At 59.1% G+C, this 15353-nt stretch carries 18 protein-coding genes and 1 CRISPR repeat array (1 of these 19 running past the window's edge); of the genes, 10 read left to right on the top strand and 8 right to left on the bottom strand.

All coding sequences use genetic code 11. The features are described 5' to 3' along the window. Positions 1-135: direct repeats of the CRISPR family, unit length 29 nt (it extends 139 nt beyond the left edge of the window). A 12-nt stretch (positions 136-147) separates the two neighbouring features. Beyond that, positions 148-351 (top strand): hypothetical protein, encoded by a 204-nt coding sequence (locus tag J7355_RS13195; RefSeq protein WP_209063456.1) that lies wholly within the window; start codon positions 148-150, stop codon positions 349-351. A gap of 303 nt (positions 352-654) precedes the next feature. On the opposite strand, the gene J7355_RS13190 is transcribed toward J7355_RS13195, so the two are convergent. Next, positions 655-1701, bottom strand: a complete 1047-nt coding sequence (locus J7355_RS13190; RefSeq protein WP_209063454.1) for a competence protein CoiA family protein — start codon at positions 1699-1701, stop codon at positions 655-657. A gap of 416 nt (positions 1702-2117) precedes the next feature. On the opposite strand from J7355_RS13190, the gene J7355_RS13185 reads away from it, so the two are divergent. The 3 genes from J7355_RS13185 to J7355_RS13175 are packed head-to-tail and all read left to right on the top strand — an operon-like array spanning position 2118 to position 4629. After that, positions 2118-2444 carry a hypothetical protein gene (locus J7355_RS13185; protein WP_209063452.1) on the top strand — a complete coding sequence of 109 codons (327 nt, stop codon included), beginning with the start codon at positions 2118-2120 and terminating at the stop codon, positions 2442-2444. After that, positions 2441-3490, top strand: coding sequence for a DNA-binding protein (locus J7355_RS13180; protein WP_209063451.1), 1050 nt, complete (start codon positions 2441-2443; stop codon positions 3488-3490). The genes J7355_RS13185 and J7355_RS13180 overlap by 4 nt, the downstream gene beginning before the upstream one ends. Positions 3491-3534: 44 nt before the next feature. Further along, positions 3535-4629 (top strand): hypothetical protein, encoded by a 1095-nt coding sequence (locus J7355_RS13175; protein WP_209063449.1) that lies wholly within the window; start codon positions 3535-3537, stop codon positions 4627-4629. Here the strand turns inward: J7355_RS13175 and J7355_RS13170 are convergent. Next, positions 4626-5303: an SOS response-associated peptidase gene (locus J7355_RS13170; protein WP_209063447.1), complete on the bottom strand. Its 678-nt coding sequence runs from the start codon at positions 5301-5303 to the stop codon at positions 4626-4628. The genes J7355_RS13175 and J7355_RS13170 overlap by 4 nt on opposite strands. Positions 5304-5396: 93 nt before the next feature. Between J7355_RS13170 and J7355_RS13165 the strand changes: the two genes are divergently transcribed. After that, complete coding sequence (locus J7355_RS13165) at positions 5397-5819, top strand: hypothetical protein (protein WP_209063445.1); 423 nt, start codon at positions 5397-5399, stop codon at positions 5817-5819. A gap of 15 nt (positions 5820-5834) precedes the next feature. Continuing rightward, the gene (locus J7355_RS13160; protein ID WP_209063443.1) at positions 5835-6320 is read left to right on the top strand and encodes a hypothetical protein; all 486 of its coding nucleotides are present in this window, start codon (positions 5835-5837) and stop codon (positions 6318-6320) included. Positions 6321-6444: 124 nt separating this feature from the next. On the opposite strand, the gene J7355_RS13155 is transcribed toward J7355_RS13160, so the two are convergent. The 5 genes from J7355_RS13155 to J7355_RS13135 all read right to left on the bottom strand — a co-directional run bounded on the left by J7355_RS13155 (position 6445) and on the right by J7355_RS13135 (position 11063). After that, positions 6445-7191 (bottom strand): hypothetical protein, encoded by a 747-nt coding sequence (locus J7355_RS13155; RefSeq protein ID WP_209063442.1) that lies wholly within the window; start codon positions 7189-7191, stop codon positions 6445-6447. Between the two features lie 16 nt (positions 7192-7207). Beyond that, complete coding sequence (locus J7355_RS13150; protein WP_209063440.1) at positions 7208-8593, bottom strand: hypothetical protein; 1386 nt, start codon at positions 8591-8593, stop codon at positions 7208-7210. Between the two features lie 494 nt (positions 8594-9087). After that, entirely contained in the window at positions 9088-9681 is a 594-nt protein-coding gene (locus J7355_RS13145; RefSeq protein ID WP_209063438.1) for a hypothetical protein, read from the bottom strand. Between the two features lie 189 nt (positions 9682-9870). Then, positions 9871-10503 (bottom strand): hypothetical protein, encoded by a 633-nt coding sequence (locus tag J7355_RS13140; RefSeq protein ID WP_209063436.1) that lies wholly within the window; start codon positions 10501-10503, stop codon positions 9871-9873. A 5-nt stretch (positions 10504-10508) separates the two neighbouring features. Then, positions 10509-11063, bottom strand: coding sequence for a hypothetical protein (locus J7355_RS13135; protein WP_209063434.1), 555 nt, complete (start codon positions 11061-11063; stop codon positions 10509-10511). Between the two features lie 319 nt (positions 11064-11382). Between J7355_RS13135 and J7355_RS13130 the strand changes: the two genes are divergently transcribed. Both J7355_RS13130 and J7355_RS13125 read left to right on the top strand, forming a co-directional pair. Further along, entirely contained in the window at positions 11383-11988 is a 606-nt protein-coding gene (locus J7355_RS13130) for a hypothetical protein (protein WP_209063432.1), read from the top strand. Continuing rightward, positions 11985-13076 carry an endonuclease/exonuclease/phosphatase family protein gene (locus J7355_RS13125; protein WP_247739986.1) on the top strand — a complete coding sequence of 364 codons (1092 nt, stop codon included), beginning with the start codon at positions 11985-11987 and terminating at the stop codon, positions 13074-13076. Before J7355_RS13130 ends, J7355_RS13125 begins: the two co-directional genes overlap by 4 nt. A gap of 20 nt (positions 13077-13096) precedes the next feature. Here the strand turns inward: J7355_RS13125 and J7355_RS13120 are convergent, their stop codons facing one another. Next, a complete protein-coding gene (locus J7355_RS13120; RefSeq protein WP_209063430.1) occupies positions 13097-13675 on the bottom strand; it encodes a transcriptional regulator in 579 nt (192 codons plus the stop codon). Positions 13676-14017: 342 nt separating this feature from the next. Here J7355_RS13120 and J7355_RS13115 point away from each other — a divergent pair, with 342 nt between their 5' ends. Continuing rightward, on the top strand, positions 14018-14536 hold the full coding sequence (locus J7355_RS13115; protein WP_209063428.1) for a hypothetical protein: 519 nt from the start codon (positions 14018-14020) through the stop codon (positions 14534-14536). A gap of 189 nt (positions 14537-14725) precedes the next feature. Next, positions 14726-15139, top strand: coding sequence for a hypothetical protein (locus J7355_RS13110; RefSeq protein ID WP_209063426.1), 414 nt, complete (start codon positions 14726-14728; stop codon positions 15137-15139). Positions 15140-15353 lie beyond the last annotated feature (214 nt).

The raw sequence follows: 15353 nt of genomic DNA, 5'->3' as shown, positions 1-15353 counted from the left end.
GGGGATTAACCGCGTTTTCGATATTTTCGGCGTGGAGTTACAAAGACACACCCCCCACTCGCGGGGATTATCCGGTCATGCTCGGCTTGCGCACCAGCGATATGCCGACGCACCCCCGCTCGCGGGGATCATCCCGATGGAGGCTAAATGCCTGACTTGAGCGACCAGGTGCCCCCTGCACCAGGGGATTACCCCGGCGACAACGGCATCTCCGGAACGAAGTTCTGGTCTCATCCCCGCTCGCGGGAATTATCCGACTTCAACACCGGCGTCGGCATCATCAAGCAGCGTCGCATCCCCGCTCGCGGGGATTTTCCGGTCGTGCTCGAGCTACTGCGAACGCTGGCCTAGTCACACCACCCCGCTTGCGGGGATTATCCAAAGAAAGGCAGCGGCGTGCATAGCCAGCGCGTCGCACCCCGTCCGGCGGGGGTTATTCGCCTGAAATGGCGTTGCATGAGGGCCTGTTCGCGTTTCACCCCCTGCCCGAGGGGATCATCCGAACGCTATTTCTTCATCACTGGCACACATCAAGTTGCACCCCGAAAGCGGGGATGGACCCTACGTGCCACTGAATGCAGAGATGCGCTACTTCTAGCCCTGGCTAGCGTATCAGCCGCAAGGACACCATCAGCATCAACATCTAAGACAAGATCAGACGTCTGTGCTGTGGTAGATCGACGTCAGTTTGTCTCGCCACGAGTCGATGCCGTGCCACTGCATGAACAGGGCGCCTGGCCAGCTCGACTCAACTAGGATGCCGGGGCACACGATGAGCAAAGTAGGGCGCTCAACCGCTGACGGCGAGATGATATCGAAGACCAACTCGACATCGACACGAGCTACGCCTTTAGGTGTGGCTACCTTGCCTTCTATGCGAAGCCTCGGGCCGCCAGACTCACGACTCGTGTAGATCCCCGGACGCCGGACCATATATAGCTTCGGTGACACTGTGCCGCGTTCCCATTGGGCTTGTGATGCGGCCAGGCGGGTAATGCCGTCAGCCCGGATCACCGGCCATGATACGAATGGATCGTTTTGACCGTTTCGGCTTGTCAGATAGTCGATAACCTTGTTCGTGATCTCCTCGTAACTTTCAGGTCGAGTGGCCGGTCTCGCAGTGCGTGCGCTATGCGCACGAGGCGTCCGATTCGGTAGGCCGCGTTTGTAAAGCCAGTGCCGGTCTGCGCCGTCCAATACGGCCCGAGTGAGCTCGCCGCGGTCCAGGTGATGCGGCACCTTCCTGAGATCAATCTCGAACGCTTCGACATCCGCTACGGCGTAGTCATCGCGCGCCGCTTGATTCTTCGCATGGGTCACACGTATCTCGATTCCGTATGAGCGACCGCCGATCGTGGCGAGTACGTCTGCCTTACGGGTTTTGCCTATGGGTGACTCGGTGGTTGCGGCCTCGAGCCTCGGAGTCAGGCCCGATGGAAGGCGAATCAGCAGCTGCTGCTCTGCCGCTTCGACGAGCACTGCCTTGGCTGCTCGATGAAGTGCGCTTTCACCTTCGCAAGTGGTGTCAGCCCTATGCGCGAAATGCCAGATCCGCTTTGTGCCTTGGCGTGCGAGAACGGGTCGACTGCATGTGACGCAGTAACAGCCGCAGGCGAGGCCGCGTTCGACTTCACCCACATGGACCATGGTGCCACTGGCGTTCTCCGCCCATCCGAAATAGCCATTTGAAAAGCCGAGCATCCTGCGAACTTACTACGTTCAAGGGCATCCCACAGCCCAGTATGGCCCTGCGGTTTCGAACAAGTCATGTAGTCGAAAGGACGCATTCGAGCACTGATGGCTTGCTTCACGCCTTGGAGCAGCCAAGACAACCTTTGGAATGCACGCTCAATAAATCAGTGACTTAACGACGGGTCGATTTGTGATTTGCAAGTAAACCTTTGGAAAGGTCGCGGCGCTGATGGCACTACAACTGAACCTTTATCCCTCGGTTCCAAAGGTTTAGTTGGCGAAACAAGAAAGGTTTACTTGTTCGACCTCCGGTGAGGAAATTTTTTCGGCGCAAACCCTACTGACCATAAGTACACTTATGGTCAACAGCACGCTAAAAACGTAACGTATGTTACGGTACACGTAACACATAACAGGCATCAGAAATGACCCTCACGACTTTGCGATGCACGTTTACCCACGAAGTGCTCACGTACGATGATCTGGAGTACATAGCGATCGTGGATGAGGACATTGGACGCACGGTCACGAACGATGCGGAGGCCGTAATCGCTTTCTTGCGCGGCACATCGCATGGCTTGGGTTCGAGGCCTGTTGTTTACCGGGACACGGAGAACACGTGGCACGGTCTCGCGCATGATGGGTACGGTTTCACTGGGTATTTCGCGATCGGCGCATCTAAGGTCACGGACGCGATCGCCCAGATCCCGACACCTGAGCCGGCGTCGATGGGCTACGATCCACGATCATGACGCGCACTACACTCACAGACGATGGTGTTTTCGAGGCGATGCGAGGCCTCCTCGTCGAGGGCGAGTACCCGTCTCTCGCGCGTGTGCGATCGGTGTTGGGGACCACGGCATCACAGCAGACCCTGCAGCGGCGTATCCATGAGCAATGGGCTGTAATCGGTAAACAGCTCGATACAGGCCAGCCCCTCGATTTACCGGATCCCGTCGTGGCCGCGGCACGCACGATGTGGCGACATGCCGGCGAACACGCCAAGGCGAATCTCGAAAAAGAACGCGAGCTGCTGCAGGCGCGCGAACAGGAATTTCAGGACAAGCTGACCGAAGCACAGACGAAAGCAACGACTGCTGTGGAGCAGACGCAACGTCTCGATATTCTGCTCGACAAGACACAAGGCACGCTCGATGAGACAAAAGAGGAGCTGGCCAAAGCGCAAGCTCAGGCGCACCACCTCGACCAGCAGCGGGAAGAACTAGGCCAGCAGCTCAAGAATGATCGCAAACAGGCCGCCGCCCAGCTCCGGCATGTGCGTCATACGAGCCGTACCCAGATTGCCCAGGTCGAGGCGGAACGCGAGCGTCTGACGGAGGCATTGCGCCTATCCCAGGAGCGCATGGAAAGCCAGCAAGCGGCATGGGCGAAACAGATAGATGAGGCCCGGCAAGCTGAAATGGCGGCTCGCGCCGAAACTCAGACTGTACGAGACAAAGCAGCTGCAGAACTCGAGAGAGTGGCGACAGCCCGTGATCGCGCAGAGGAGCGTGCGCGGGCCCTTGGTGGTGAGAATCAAGGCCTTCAGAAGGCGCTGACCGTGGCCGAGCAGGATCGAACCCGTCTCCATGAATCACTCGAGAACGTGCAGTCGAAACTCGATGCATCGGCGACACGTGAGCAGGAACTCGAACGCAGTCTCGCTTCTCAGGTGGCTGAGGCGGGCAAGGCCCAGGCGTTGGCCGATGAGCGTCAATCGACGATCAGCATGCTCAATGAGGAGCTGCGCCAGGCCCGCGCCGGGTCACGAAAGCGAGCATCACGGAAGAAGTCGTAGAAGGCCCTTTAATTTTCGCACCGGACCGACGAGAAAGACGCCCCTTGAGAAATATGAACCCTTCCAATGTCGACGTCCATGGCCTGCCAATCCTGCCGTATATCGTCTTCCACCAAGGCGCTTATATCGTCAATCTGCCTGACGATCTCGGTTGCCCGGCGAAGTCCTTTTCTCTAGCGAATAGGAGCCCTATAGAGGCTCAGAATAGCGCGCGTCGCTATCGCGATCGGAAGCTCCCGATGAGCCATCGCGCTCGAGTGGATCGGCGTGGGCGCGAGCGTGAGCTTGGCCCTCTTCCTGCGGTGCGTGGCGTCACCCATAGGGTTCGCTCAGTTCTTGGTCGTGCGGGCGTCACGATCTCGCACATAGAGTCCAGGGGCGTAAAAAGCTTGACTGTGAGCGCGACAGGGAAGGATCACGCGAACGGTACGGTGCATACCAGGCGGTTTTCTGTTGACCGATACGGCCTCGAGGCCGCGTTGCGACACGCCATTCGGAAGCGGCTCGAATGGGAGCGTCGCTTCTATGGCCATCTCAGCCAACTGCGTGAAGCAGACTGGGTCCGCTTCATGCTCTTTGCCTATGAGCAGTTCGGCGGTGATCCGTTCGAACTGCGGGCGCTCGAGCATCGTGGCAGCATCCAGGATCATGGCAATGGCTGGCTCACTGCAACAACGAGCGTGGATTGCCGTATTCGCCGACAGAGCTTCAATGTTCGCCATTACGGTTCTAAGCACGAAGCGTGGGTTGCCGCAATCCTTTGTTGCATGGACTGGCAAGAGGAGCTGGGCCTGCACCGTCGCAGGCGGGTGAGCGCTCCGACCTCACGAAATCGCACCACGGGATACCAGGGCGTGTGCCGGCGTCTGATCGAGGACGGCCGGGGACGATCTGCGCTGGTAACCTATGAAGTGCTGGTCTACGTGAATGGCAAACGCCGGCCGCGCCGTTTCAACGCGGGTCGCGAGCATCGGATCACGGCGATGCATGATCTGGCCGCATTCGAAGCGGCCATCGCGTATCGGCGAGAGTACGAGCACGCTGTCGAGGCTGGGATCCCATTCGACCCTTCGATCTACAGCGATTGGAAAGTCCAATTCAACCATCCCTCAACGGCACATGCCGCGCTAGCAACCTAGCGGGGCTCGAACAGCGATGCGTCGTTGTTCGCCGGGTTACCGACCTTGGGGTCGATCGGCCAGTGCTCATAGGCCTTGTACCGCCCCTCGCTGAGCACCTCTTGCAGATCATCGACTGATTTGTCGGGATTCAGCCACTCGTGGGCGCCTTCCAGAGTGAGGGCTTGTGGTTGCCGATCGTGGATCTGGTCTATGTCGTCATTCGGCCGACCGGTCAGGATTGCGAATGTCACCTGGCCACTGGCCTTGTGGTCCTTGGGTAGGCGCGAGGCTTTGCTCCAGATCCCGGCGAAGAAAAATGGATCGGCTTGCTTGGGTCGGATCAGGAACGGCTGTTTATGGTCACCATCGCGCTGCCACTCCACCCAGTAATCGGCCGGCAAGATACACCGCTGACTCTCGAAGGCACGAGCGAACAGTTTTTTCTCGTGTGCGGTCTCGCTCCGGGCATTGATGGGTGACAGCTTCGTATTGTCGGCCCAGTTCGGTATGAAGCCCCACCAGCTCGAGCCCAGGGTCAACGCTCCATCATCGGGATTGATGAGCGCGCACAGCTGGAATGTGCCGGGCGGGAGATTATGGCCGGGCCGATCGTCCAGATTCGAGGAGAGCTTCGCGCCGATACGCTCGGCGAAAGCCGCCGCAGCTGTTGTTCTTCCGTAACGTCCACACATGGCTTGTTCATGCGTTCAACCGAGCGATAGACAATAGCTGATTGCGCTCGCGTAGGATTGGCATGAAGCCCTGCTCAGGAATCCGAGCGCGCCATGTTCATCGCCCTACTCGTCGTGACCTTTCTGCTGGCGTTGGCTACCAGCGCCCTTGTCGCCCGGCTCTTCAACGGCTCTATCAGCGCCATCATGAACCTGATCACACCGGGCGAGATGGCCAGCTCTTGGCGTCGATACCTGCACTTCGCCATGTGTGTTGTCGGCGTGTCGGGCGGCGTGCGGATTGGCCAAATCGAGCGCTACATCACGCCCCAGCTCCATGAGACCAACGCGCTGTCGCTGACGACTGACCGCTGGATCCTCGAGGTCTACAGAACATTGATCGGCACGCTGTCGAGCATTGCATGGCTGTTGCTGGTGTTCTTCGTCGTCGCACTGGTCGTGTATGTCATCAAGCGAGGCCTGGAGTTGCGCGCCGACCGCGGCCGCGGTGATAGGTCTTCTCCCACAACAGAATGAGATGAAGGAGCGCGAGTGCGAGTAATCGATATCGAATGGGACGGCCCGCACGTGATTGGCTATGACCGCGAAAGCGATGCCTACACGGTGCCGAAAGATGTACCCCCAGACGTCGCAGAGGGCGCGAGTCTCTACTGCATTCATGGCCGTCATCCCGTCTACGGCCCGAACGTGCTGCTCTATATCGGCCAGACACGAAAGAGCGACTCAGGGCGGGGGGTACTCAAGCGCATTGCCGAGCATATCGGTGGCAGGTTCTGGTACCACGTGGGACTGTCGGTTTACTTCGGCGTGCCCTGGGACAGCCGCAGCGATATGCGTGTGGGCGGCAAGACGACGATCGCAGTGATTGAATCTTTACTGATCGCCGCTCATAAGCCCGCTTTGAACCGCGACTTTATCGACTGCCCAAAGACCGCCGCAAAGGATATGCACCTGTTCAACGTCGGCTTCTCCGGCACCCTACTGCCCGAATGTAGCGGGCTGGGGTTCGATATCTAAGCTCCGCCCTTGTTGGCGTTCAAGCTGGAAAGGCGTCGCCCTGCGAGTGCGCCTGATGGCCTATCGCCTGGCGGGCGTTACCGCATCCGCAATCTGGCCCTGAGACTACGGCCAGACTGCAACATCAGCCACGGCACGCGAAGGATTGGCTCTCAGATGCGCCCGACCACACCACCCCGTCTGTGCCAGCGAGGCTGAAGTCGATTCGAGAAATCCCTTCTGTTGGGTGCGCGACAAGCCCTGCAGAATCAAGACGTCGATAGAGGGCGCCGCCTTCGGCGATCGAATCGCAGCCGGCCAATTCCTGCAGCACGGTGAACATGACCGGATAGTTCCCGAAGGACGCCTGACCGCGCCAGTGGTTGAGGCCTTCGTGCCTGAGAACAACCCGCATCCCACCGTTAGACCAAGATTGCTTTAGGTCGAGCACGGTGCCTGTCGGCAAGCCAACTGGGCTGTCGCTCGTCGCGTGGCGGTCGAGCCATGTCGACACAGCCATCCCGCTCTCGATTGGCACAGTGAGACGCAGCACGGCCGAGCCTGCCCTTAGCGTCGAGATCGTCATGTTGTCGGCTTCGAGGCGTAGTGTCAGCGTGCAGAGCGACTCGCAATCTCGAGTCGCTCTGCCATGGAGCTCACTTAGACGAGAGATACCAGTTCGACGACTGCGCAGCTCAATCGGACCGATCACTTTGAGGGTGTACTGGTCCGAACCGGCGTGTTCAGGCTGTAGCTGGATCTCGGGTAGTCGCAAAGACCGGTATTCCCAGTGCAGCTCGCTGCTGTCCACCGATTGGCTCGAGGCGATTGATGCAGAGGAGATCGCGACTGAAATAGCGAGAATGCCAAAGAGTGCGGATCGTGTCGTCACAGCGTCACCTCGATCGTTATTGCGAGCTACTGCCAAATACGACGATTGCTGTTGTCTGGTCAACGACCTGATCATCGCCGTCCAGTACGCTTATCGTGATTGTGTCGCGAACCTGATTTCCAGCCCCTGGTACTTGAATCGAAAGACTCGCGTTTTCCATCAAGGGGATCGTTTCAGAATCGCTATAGCCATCGGTGCCGGCGACCTGAATTCGGACACTAAATGTTGGTGCCGAATCGCACGTCGTGGACAGCGTTAGCCGATAGGACTCGCCGGGCCCGGGGCTTGCTGGGCTGATCTCGATATCGCCGGATAGCATCGGCGTGACTGATTCACCGTCGGGACGCAGCTCGAATTCCAGTAGCGATACGCCCGGGAAGTCGACGAGTTCATAGTCGGAGACTTGGGCGCCATCACTATAGGCGGTGAAGGTTGAGCTGATACGTGCGGGGGCCAAATTGCCCGAAGCACTGCCGGCGGCCAATATGCCAATGCTTTGCCCCAAGTTTTTCAGCTTGTTGACACCGCCGATGATCTGATCCTTGATTGTCTGGAAACTGTTGATCTGATTGATCGCTTCGATCATCCGCCCGGCGACCTGACGGGTTCTCGAAGCGGCAGGCCCAGAGCGCTTCCTCAAGGCAATCAGCGCCCGGCGCTGGATCTGGGTCTTGCTGCTGATTTTGCCCGTGATCTTGTCCGTTAGAACCCCAACGCTTGTTTGTGACACGAGGATCGCCGAGGCCTCCAGTGCGGTTGGAAATACGCTGATTGGGAACTCTGCGTAAAACGCCTGGCGTGTCGAATCGAAAGGCACCGTCACCGTCGCGCGTGCATCCTCGAACAGCGAGGTCACGATGCCTTGGCCTGACGGCGTGCCTAGTGTCGTCTGGTTTGTGACAAGGCCTGATTCGATGGGCCCGCACGCTCCTTGAACGGTAGTGCTGACTTGCTGCGGGCCATTTGGATTGACCTGCGAAAGCACTTTCATTTCTGCACCGGCTGCCTTTTGAAAACCGGCCATCATTGAGCCCTGCTTTCTACCCGAAGCCTGGTAGCGCAGCTGTGCGCCTGCGTTCGTGCTCTCGGACGCTTCGTCTTCCAGTGTGCTTAGCGTTGTTGTGAGCGTGTCGAATGACCCGTTGTCCTCACGGCGCGTCGTGAGTGTAACGCTATAGTCGTCTCCGATATCCGTGACTTCGAGCCGTTCACCCGTCGCTAAAATAAGCACTTGCGTAGCGCCGTCGTTTAGGATCAGGTACTTGAAGCTGTCTTCTGGCAGAACTGGATTTTCATAGATCACTGAAGTGATCTGGTTGATTTGGAAAGTCTCGTAGGCGTCATCGTGTTGATAATCGCCGGTATAGTTGAGTGATCGGCCCATCGCATCCGACAGCCACAAGATCTGTGAGCTGTTCGATGGGAAAAGAACCGCTCTACTCTGATCCTCTAGTCTGTCTTGTGTGGGCGCGTTGGTTTCTTGCGTGCTGATGCTGGTACTACCGTCGCTGCAGCCTGCAAGAGTTAAGACACAGGCTATTAGTGCTATCCCGATTTTCATTCTCAGTTCCCCCGTTAAGTATTATTTCGTTGCCTGTTGTTGAGTGCAGTCACGATTGCTGCAGTCATTATCGAGACCGTTACTATCGGCCAACACCTCACGCCGGCTGAGGCAGACCAATGTTTTGTGGTCTGCCTTAGCTGGTAGTGATCTACGTCTCGAAGTCCGTTGAAATGACCTCGAATAAAGCGAAAACGGACGATGGATCCTCCTTCGCGAACATCTTATTCGCCGCAAAGAATCCTGTCTTCCAAACTCGGGGCGCCGCATCTTGCTAACAGAAGAAACTGCCAGAGTAGAGGCGCTCAACATGGTCGCGCTAGATCGCGGTTTCACTACGGGAATAACAGGTCACGTCTGAAACCTGACAGATCGAACATGAACTCGATCTCCAAATGCGGCTTTTCGAGCGGAAAGTCGATTAAGGCGATGCTACGCCCTTCAATATCCTTCAGGAATTGACGCGCGTGATCCCCTTTCATCACCACGGTCACCCCGTTCGAAGGCCCTCGAATCCAGAGTCTTTCCGATTTACTCACGTAAACCGGTAGGTGGCAGTAGTCTCCAGGGCACTCAAATTCGATCATCTCGAACGGACCGGCTGCCGATGCTATTACCCTCGGTTCGCCCAGCATATTCACGATCTCAAGCGATACAGTTTGGTCGTACAGACGCCCGAACGCAGCGGCTGTGGTGGTGTTCATCGAGTGAACCACCGCGCTGGGTGAACTACTCTCGAGGTTATATTCGAACTGGCGGTTCTGCCGGTTCCGCCAGGCGCGGGCTTTAGCCCACTGTTCTCGCGAACAAGTCAGGTCATAGGTTCGCAGGATATAGCTGTAGCTATCGCAGTTGTGAGGGGCTGACGCGGCGTAGTTTGGCAAAGCCAGGCCGCAGATAAGCACTGCCCAGATGACTACCGTTCTCATGGATTTATTCTCGTGTTGTTGCCACGTGTTCAACGCGGGCGAAAGCCTTACCATCCAGAAGACTTGCGAAGCCTTTTGTATGCGCGTCGCGGGGCTCTTTCAGCAGTAAAGGGAAGACCGAACAGCGTTCGTTCCAGGGTTTCGTAATCGCCCACCGTCAGCAGGCACCGAGGCGAGGCCGCCACCGGCTCAGGCGACCATGCTTTCAGCGGATACGGCTCGATAAGAACCACGCTCCCGGCGGCTGCGTGTGATTATGTGGGTGGCGATCTGACCCAGAGAGCGCATGCGTGTCGCGGCTATGTCTCGATTCCAGGGCAACGCCGGTACCACGATCCGATCACCGTGGCCGCGCCGGTGCAGCCACCGGGCATGCCGCGGGCAATCATCGACGAGCCAGCGCACGTCCTCGCGCTGGATCATGCGTCTGGCTTTCGATTCCGTCAGTCGAAACAGCCGAATGTTGTCGGGCTCGATGCCCAACGGTGACAGGGTCTCGGCCGTAATCTTCAGTGCATCCGGGTGGAATCGCCGGGCCGTCCATACTTCGATACGAAATCCCGCCTCTCGCAGCGCCTGTACCGCTGCAGCAGCGCCCGGCTCCGGGCGTGCTTGTTCCAGCACGCCCTGTTCTATGACCAAGTCGAGCAGCCGGCACGGGGTCATGCGGTAACGACGGTGAAGGTGATAGTCGGCCCATTCCTGCCAGTGCGACTGGCGATGGGACAAGCGATTGAGCATGGCCATCATGGGGTCACGCAGGTTCACGAGCGTATCGTCACAATCGAGCGCGATCGTCGGGCGGGTATCGTATTCAGCCATCGATGCTAGTACCCCAATCCATTGCTCGGCGCGCCGATGGTCAGAACGACGATCAAAACCGCTGTGAGCAGCAGCGCGAGCGGCAGCAGCTGTTCGCCCAAGCGCGACTCCAGCGGGCGCAGCATGGCCATACACCCCATCAACAGGGCGCCGAAGACCATGCCCACGACACGCCAGGTCGTTTCGCGCACGGCCAAATACAGCGCCATGAGGACGGACGGCCCCGCGGCTTGGGGTGTTGCACGATAGGTCGATACGGTTTGCCGATCCTGTTCATCGATGAGCGTGATGTAGAGCCGGCGCGACAACGCCAGATATTCCTTTCGGATGACACGTTCACCGCAGCTGCACGTCACGAGCATGTCCACCGCGAGCGCGTTGTTCGTGTGGCATTTAACCTGGGCGCGGCTGGCGGTTGGATCGATCGATTGCTGGCACTTTTCGCAGCGCAACGGCATCGCGCGGATCTTGAAGTTACCGACCTGTAGCGGCAGCAGCTCGCCAAGATACGTCGTCGATGCGAGTAGATGCTTGCGTCGTTGTTCGAGAATCGTTTTCATCGCTTTCCCCCGGTGATTTCGATTCACTCTCGTCCCTCGTCTGCGCGCCGCAACCCCTCTGACGCATAAAAGCGTTCGCCGAACAGCATCCGGCTCGATACGGCACGAGCGCGCGGCGATCGCTCACCGTACGGGCGCTTTTATGAGGTGACCGGGGGCGTGGGGCCGGCGATACGACGAGCCAGCTGACGCCCGCGCCGGCACCGATTTCGCGGCTTGCGGCGCTCGTGTGGCGGCTCACTCTGGATGTGAGCACTACGGCGCCCCTTCGGGACGCGAGGGTGCGGGACACATTGCGAACAAACTGGAGGGGAAATCAATGCGCCGATCGCATCTGATCGCGGCACGCCTAGCTATGGTGGCCGTCATTCTGGGAGTGCTGGCCGGGTGTGGTTTACGCCCGCTCGATATCGAACTCAACGATGGCCAGACGGTCATCAAGCCGAACGTGGGCGGCCTGACATACCGCGATCTCGACACGTTCGAGCTGGGTAATGAGACCATCATCGTGCGCCAGCATGTCATTTCACGGGGGATTTCGATCTATCTGGAATCAGTCGGCCGCAGCGCCGATCTCGCCGATGTCGAAACGGTCAAGCCGATCGGTGCCTATCAGCTGGCGCTCGGGCCGATCTATGCCCTGCACGCGCCCACGGCGGACTGTGCCAACCACTACGCGCTCGTGATCGTGGAGCGTCGTCGCGGCGGTGGTGCCAAGGTTCTGTCGATGGGGTGCAAGACGCCCCTGGCATTCCAGCCGACCCGTATGAAACAGGTTGTTGCCTTCGAGGCGCGGGAGCACGACCCGATCGGGCGCATCGTGACCAGCTCGGGCACCAGTGACAGCCTGCCGCTCTCCACATGGTTCGATGAGCCGGCGGCGATCGTTGCGGCCGCACGCGCGCGTCGAGGCGATATTCAATGAACCATCAAACCAACTGCAAGCCTATGCGCTATTTCCTGCCGGCGGTCATCGTCGTGCTCGCGATCATGAGTTCCAGCGCTACCGCCGCGGTGCGCGTGGCGTCTTTCAATATCAAGCATCTCGGGTTCAAGAATGAAAAGGACGTGCCAGCGGTAGCCGAAATCGTGTCGCGATTCGACCTGGTGGCCATCCAGGAAGCGATGAACAACGAGGCCATTGATACGCTTGAGCGCGCACTGGAGCGAAAGACCGGCGCTGCATGGGGGACGTTGACCAGCGAACCGGCAGGCCGATCGAGCTACAAGGAACGCTATGCCTTTGCATGGCGGGAATCGGCGGTCTCCTTCGAGGGCGGCGCGCTGCAGTATCTGGATCCGGGCGACATCTTTGCTCGCGAACCGTTGTCGGCGAATTTCAGCGACAAGGAAACCGGCCAAACCTTCACCTACGCCACGGTGCATATCGTCTACGGCGATGGCCGGCGCGACCGGCGCCCCGAAATCCAGGTGCTCGACGATTATCACAGCTGGCTCAGCGATACCTTCGGCCATCCGGTCGTGATCGCGGGCGATTTCAATATGCCCCCGGATGATTCGAGCTGGGCGGAGTTGAAGGCGGTCTTGAAGCCCATGATCACGCGCGGCGCGACAACGCTTTCGCCCACGGACGGTCGCTACGCGAATCTCTACGACAATATCTGGCTCGACCCCAGCAAGTTCGACGTGACCTCGGCGGGGATCGCTGACTTCCCGACGTGGCTGGGCATGACCCATCAAGAGGCACGCAAGCGTGTGTCAGATCATGCGCCGGTGTACGTGACCTTCGGCGACATTCAGGTCGACGCGAGCGTGAGCCAGTCGACAGGCGCCAGCACACAACAAGCCCGGACAGCGGCCGCGCGAGAATGTATCGACCTCAACTCGGCCTCGGTATCGCGACTCGATGCCCTGCCCCAGGTCGGCCCGTCGCGTGCTCGAGAGATCGTCGCGGGACGGCCGTGGTCATCGGCCGGCGCCTTGACCAAGATCAACGGCCTCGGCCCATCGAGAGTTCGTGCAATCGCGAAAAAGGCCTGCCAGGGTCTGTGACCACACGAGTGAGGGGGCGGCTAGAGCGTGTAGACGTCTCGTCTGGCGCCCTCTTCACCCGAATCGGCAAGCGCGAGTTCGATCTGACTACCAAAGCGCATGCCTCTGAAAAGCCGGCCTTCACCCGTGATGAGAGTGTTGATACTCACGTCCCGTTCGGCCAGCGCTTCCAGTAGCGTGCCCTTCGGCTCGAGCTGGCCTGACTCGCAACGCTTCCACGTGGCCGCTGTCGTGTCGAACATCGTAGCGGCCCGCCGCTGGCTCAGGCTGAGCTGCGCTCGAATGCTGTGCAGCTGCTGTGGGGTTATCGAGTAGCGATAGAGCGGGAACAACCCGGCGCTGTATGGCGTGGGCTCGCTAAGAAGCATGGGCCCACGCTCGGTATAGAGCCAGTCCAGGCAAAAGCCTTCATTGCGTAGCGCGAATGCGACACGCCACCCCGGGCGTTCCTGACCACGCTCGATACGCTGGATGAGCGATGAACAGACATTGAGATGCTGACCGGCGTCGCGCTGCGTCCATTGCAGCTGCTCGCGGATGGCATGAAAGCGCCGGCAGACGCGCGGGATCCGGTTCAGGGGCGTAGCGTGCCTGGCCATCTCACACTCGCGAGCGAGCCTGGATGACACGCGCCAACTGGGCTTGAGTTCGTCGGGTCGGCGCGACAACGGCGTGAGTCACAGACTGGCAAGCGGTGTTCGGCGGCGTAATTGTCACGCGAATATCTCCCCGTTGGTGCCAGCGGCGCTTTTTTGCCCGATGAGTCGCTTAAACCTGCGCAGATGGTTCATACCGACCCCCTTTATAGACCCAAAGCTGGTCCCGCACGCAATCTTCTGCTCCATGAAAGCCGTCACGCACCAATCAAACGCGCGATTGACCCAGTCCCAGGGGGCTGGCGTTGATGCGCCCGGCCTTCGTATCCACGCCTCGGGTACATCATGTCGGTGATGTCGCCGGCCTATTCTCTCGGATCGATCAACTCGACAGTGACCCCGCGTCGCTCGAAAGCGGCGATCGCGCCTGAGATGTTGTCTTCGGTGGATTTCGGGATACGTCTGATCACAGCCGGCTTCGTCAGTGAAGATCGGGCACGTATTGCGTCACTGACCGCAACAACGCTCGAGCAGGCGATCGATGCCGGGTTGTTCACGCGGGCCGAATGGGACGCCGGCGCGCTGTGTCAGCGTGCCGTGGATATTCTGGTCTATGCCCTCGATCAGCACCGACTCGATGGCCCGGCGATCAATGCCCTGCTCGAAGGCCGCGAAGGCGCCGGCGCGGCGTTGTACTACTACCTCGCTCACGCCGTGCTGGTCGCGAGTGCGATAGCCGCCACGCGCGGCGCGCGCCAACGAGCGTGTCGGCAGCTTTGGTGCCGGCATTTATACGTGGATGAAGCCCAGGTCGGTGGCGGTATCTCGGCAGGCGCGCCGGCATGGGTGCTGAGCGTGTCCTGATCCAAACGGCCGTGTGACAGCGCGTGATCCCGACCCCGCGACGCTACCAGCGGTCTTTTCGGCCTTTATTGCAGTTTTGCTACACCTCGCTGTGCTTTGAGGAGGTAGCCGCGCGGACATCGGTTGCAGGCATGTGCCAGTGACTGGAATTCCGAGTGGTTCGTAGTCCACAAAATAGCGAGGTGAGTAATGAAAATTTCACTGAATGCCAGTTACGTACTTCTGTGCTTGTTGGCCGTATCGACCGCTGGTGTCGCAGCTGATTCATCTGATCTTGATAACGCCATGGTCAGAATGGCGGGTGGCGTCTCCGGTGGATTGGAGGCCGTTAGCGGCTGGCAGGAGACGAGACGGCAGGTGGATGGTGATACTGGAACCTGTATCAGCATGGGCGGCAACCGCAAGATCAACCGTGGCACATATTGCAGTGGCACAGTGATCTGGGACCGGGTCACCGTTATAGGCAAGGCGAACGAGTTCGGCTCATTCCAAGATGGCGACTGTCCCCAAGGTGCCGCTTTGATGGATTTTAGCAACGGATTTCGGCGCTCCAATGGGACATTGGTCCCTGGGCCCGCGCGTATTTGCATGAAGGTCAACTAGCTTCGTAAACACGCATCGGGCAAGTAGGGCCGCACGTGTGCTGCATGTGGATAGGGTCGGTCAGACACACTGACCGACCCTTTTTTTTGGTTCTTCGCAGATAAGCGTGAAAGGCGGCGGTGACCGCATGGCTTAAGCTTGGATTGCTACCACGCATTCCAGGCAACCAAGAAAGGCCACCGCCATGCCCGAGGCTAATCTGCTTTCCCTGTTC

Source organism: Endozoicomonas sp. G2_2 (assembly GCF_017744135.1).
GTDB lineage: Bacteria > Pseudomonadota > Gammaproteobacteria > Nevskiales > Salinisphaeraceae > Salinisphaera.
Note: the sequence above shows the minus strand (reverse complement) of the source record. Positions and strands in the feature narration are given on the sequence as shown.